At 66.6% G+C, this 3,665-nt stretch carries 4 protein-coding genes; all 4 read left to right on the top strand.

The annotated features are described in order from the left end of the window. Nucleotides 1-947 (top strand): alkyl hydroperoxide reductase subunit F (gene ahpF / locus AB4Y84_RS16005; protein WP_442250429.1); only part of this gene is annotated, 947 nt, incomplete at its 5' end. A gap of 80 nt (nucleotides 948-1,027) precedes the next feature. Further along, on the top strand, nucleotides 1,028-1,993 hold the full coding sequence (locus AB4Y84_RS16000) for a LysR substrate-binding domain-containing protein (protein ID WP_312111546.1): 966 nt from the start codon (nucleotides 1,028-1,030) through the stop codon (nucleotides 1,991-1,993). A 123-nt stretch (nucleotides 1,994-2,116) separates the two neighbouring features. Beyond that, on the top strand, nucleotides 2,117-2,521 hold the full coding sequence (gene rnk, locus AB4Y84_RS15995) for a nucleoside diphosphate kinase regulator (RefSeq protein ID WP_049468992.1): 405 nt from the start codon (nucleotides 2,117-2,119) through the stop codon (nucleotides 2,519-2,521). 58 nt (nucleotides 2,522-2,579) lie between these two features. After that, a complete protein-coding gene (locus AB4Y84_RS15990) occupies nucleotides 2,580-3,536 on the top strand; it encodes a transaldolase (protein ID WP_049468994.1) in 957 nt (318 codons plus the stop codon). Nucleotides 3,537-3,665: the final 129 nt, after the last annotated feature.

Genomic DNA, 3,665 nt, shown 5'->3' with positions numbered 1-3,665 from the left:
TGGTGGTCGGTGGTGGCCCGGCCGGTGCCGCTGCGGCGATCTATGCCGCGCGCAAGGGCATCCGTACCGGCATCGCCGCCGAGCGTTTCGGTGGCCAGGTGCTGGACACCATGGCGATCGAGAACTTCATTTCGGTGAAGGAGACCGAGGGCCCGAAGCTGGCCACGGCGCTGGAACAGCACGTGCGCGAATACGAGGTCGACATCATGGACCTGCAGCGCGCCAGTGCGCTGGTGCCGGCCGGCGAAGACGGCCTGGTGCAGGTGCAGCTGGAAAACGGCGCCGTGTTGAAGTCGCGCTCGGTGATCCTGTCCACCGGCGCGCGCTGGCGGCAGATGAACGTGCCCGGCGAAGACCAGTACCGCAACAAGGGCGTGGCGTACTGCCCGCACTGCGATGGCCCGCTGTTCAAGGGCAAGCGCGTGGCGGTGATCGGCGGTGGCAATTCCGGCGTTGAAGCGGCCATTGATCTGGCCGGTATCGTGTCGCATGTGACCCTGCTGGAATTCGATTCCAGCCTGCGTGCCGACGAAGTGCTGCAGAAGAAGCTGCGCAGCCTGGCCAATGTCACCGTGCTGACCAGCGCGCAGACCACCGAAGTGCTGGGCGACGGCAGCCGCGTCACCGGCCTGGTCTACAAGGACCGTGTCGGCGGTGATTCCCATCGCGTCGAACTGGAAGGCATCTTCGTGCAGATCGGCCTGCTGCCGAACACCGAATGGCTGAAGGACACCGTGGCCCTTTCGCCGCGTGGCGAGATCGTCATCGATGACCGTGGGCAGACCAATCTGCCGGGCGTGTTCGCCGCGGGCGATTGCACGACGGTACCCTACAAGCAGATCATCATCGCGATGGGCGCCGGTTCGACCGCCGCACTGAGCGCTTTCGATCACCTGATCCGCTCCTCGGTTCCCAAGAGCAGCGGCGCGGTGGCCGAAGCGGCCTGATCCAATGTTCCCAGGCCATCGGGAGCACCATCAGCCGGCAGGGCACGCCCTGCCGGTGCAGTACCCCGAGAGGTCTGAGGATGAACCTGCGTGACCTGAAATACCTGGTGGCCCTGGCCGATCACAAGCACTTCGGCCGGGCCGCCGCCTCCTGCTTCGTCAGCCAGCCCACGCTGTCGACCCAGATCCGCAAGCTGGAAGAGGAGCTGGGCCTGCCGTTGGTGGAACGCGCGCCGCGCAAGGTGATGCTGACCCCCGCTGGCCACGAAGCAGCCGCGCGGGCACGGGTGATCGTGGCCGAAGTGGAGCAGTTGAAGGAAGCGGCTCGACGCAGCCGCGATCCCGAAGCGGGTACCGTGCGCCTGGGGATCTTCCCGACCTTGGGCCCGTACCTGTTGCCGCACGTGATTCCGCGCATCCGCACGCGCTTCCCCGAGCTGGAACTGCTGCTGGTGGAAGAAAAGAGCGATGTGCTGCTGGAGCGCCTGCGCGAGGGCAAACTGGACGCTGCACTGTTGGCACTGCCGGTGATCGACGACCAGCTGCACGCCGAATTCCTGTTCGAGGAACCGTTCCTGCTGGCCGTTTCCGGCCGCCACCCGCTGGCCACGCGCGAGCATCTGGACGTACAGGAACTGGCCACGCAGAAGCTGCTGCTGCTGGAAGACGGCCACTGCCTGCGTGACCAGGCGCTGGAAGTCTGTCGCCTGTTCGGCGCCAATGAAAAGTCGGAATTCCGCGCCACCAGCCTGGAAACGCTGCGACAGATGGTCGCCGCCGACGTTGGCATCACCCTGCTGCCCAGCCTGTCGGTACAGCCGCCGGTGCCACGCTCGAACAACATCCGCCTGATCGACTTCGTCGGCGAGGGCCGTCCCAGCCGTCGCATCGCCATGATCTGGCGGCGCAGCTCGGCGATGAACGAGTTCCTGATGGAGCTGGCCGAGCAGTTCAAGCGCCTGCCCGATGCGCTGTTTACGCTGGAGGCGTTGGTCCCGGCAAACGGCGATACTGCTACCCCGCCCACGCCGGTGCTGAACGGCTGAGACACCGCAGCCGGGCATCGAAACCGCCGGGAGTCGATTCCGGCCGCATTTGTCCCCACAATACAGTCAGGCGGCGCCAGCAGGCGCCGCCTTTTGCATGGTTTTCAACCAAGGAGCGTCACCATGAACACCGCCAGCGGCCTGCCGCCGTCGATCACTGTTTCCACCCTCGACATGGACCGCCTGGACGCCATGCTCGAATCCCCGGCACACAGCCAGACGCCGGCCGCGCGTGCGCTTGCCGATGAGCTCAACCGGGCAACCGTGTTGCCGCCAGACCAGATTCCCGAAGGCATCGTCATGATGCATTCGCGCGTGGAGTGCGAAGATGAAGTGTCGGGCGAGAAGCATGTCCTGACCCTGGTCTTCCCCCGCGAAGCCAATGTCGATGAAGGCAAGGTGTCCGTGCTGGCGCCCGTCGGCAGCGCCCTGCTTGGCCTGGCCGTTGGCCAGAGCATCGACTGGACCGCCCCGGGCGGCCGCAAGCTGCGGCTGCGCGTGAGCGCGGTCCACAACGACCGTCCCTGACCTGCGCTGCGTACCGCGCGCGATCAGTTTCCCTGCAATCCCCGCACCAGGAGCCGTAATGAGTACCCCGTCCAAACTGTCCCAGCTGCGCGAACTGTCCGTGGTCGTTGCCGATACCGGTGACTACGAGGCGATCAAGCGCCTGCAGCCGGTGGACTGCACCACCAATCCGACCCTGGTGAAGAAGGCGCTGGACCTGCCGGTCTATGCGGAACTGATCGAACGCGAACTGGCCTGGGGCCGCCAGCAGGGCGGCGACCGCGAGGCCGTGGTGCACGCCGTGGCCGACCGCCTGACCATCGGCGTCGGTGCGCTGCTGAGCACGCTGGTGCCGGGCCGCGTCTCCACGGAAGTGGATGCCGACCAGGCCCACGACACCGCCGCGACCGTGGCCAAGGCCCGTCAGTTCATCCAGATGTACGCCGATGCCGGCGTGCCGCGCGAGAAGATCCTGATCAAGATCGCTGCGACCTGGGAAGGCGTGGAAGCCGCGCGCGTGCTGCAGGCCGAAGGCATCGACTGCAACCTGACCCTGATCTTCAACCCCACCCAGGCGCTGGCCTGCAGCGAAGCAGGTGCGTTCCTGATCTCGCCGTTCGTCGGCCGCATCCTCGACTGGTACGTGGCCAACGGCCAGACCCCGGCGAACATCGACGAGGACCCGGGCGTGGTGTTCGTGCGTGGCGTGTATGCCGAATTCAAGCGCCGCGGTTCGCCGACCGTGGTGATGGGTGCCTCGTTCCGTTCGACCGCGCAGATCGAAGCGCTGGCCGGCTGCGACCGCCTGACCATTTCGCCGGACCTGCTGGAGAAGCTCGACGCCGACCACGGCGCGCTGCCGCGCAAGCTGGTGGCCGGTGCCGCTGAAGCGGTGCAGGTGACGCCGATCGACGCGGCAAAGTTCGCAGCCGACCTGGCCGCCGATCCGATGGCGACCGAGAAGCTGGCGACGGGTATCGATGCGTTTGCCAAGGATCTGGAAGCACTGCGTCAGCGGATTCGCGAGGCACTGTGATTCCGGCCAACGGCTGAGCCCCTCGTGGCGGATCGCTCAGAGCAAAAGCCATGCTTGGCCGGGCGGGTTGGGTACGCGGGAGACGCCGTGAATCCGTCCCTGGAGGCTTGGCCGCCGCATCCATGCGGC

The organism is Stenotrophomonas sp. 2YAF22 (genome assembly GCF_052114665.1).
In the GTDB taxonomy this organism is placed as follows: Bacteria; Pseudomonadota; Gammaproteobacteria; order Xanthomonadales; family Xanthomonadaceae; genus Stenotrophomonas; species Stenotrophomonas indicatrix.
The sequence above is the reverse complement of the archived record's forward strand: the minus strand, read 5'-3'. Positions and strand labels throughout refer to the sequence as shown.

Bases quoted from the DNA above. Each gene is read 5' to 3' on its own strand.
- AB4Y84_RS16000 (WP_312111546.1), top strand. From the start codon at position 1,028: ATGAACCTGCGTGACCTGAAATACCTGGTGGCCCTGGCCGATCACAAG.
- rnk (WP_049468992.1), top strand. From the start codon at position 2,117: ATGAACACCGCCAGCGGCCTGCCGCCGTCGATCACTGTTTCCACCCTC.
- AB4Y84_RS15990 (WP_049468994.1), top strand. From the start codon at position 2,580: ATGAGTACCCCGTCCAAACTGTCCCAGCTGCGCGAACTGTCCGTGGTC.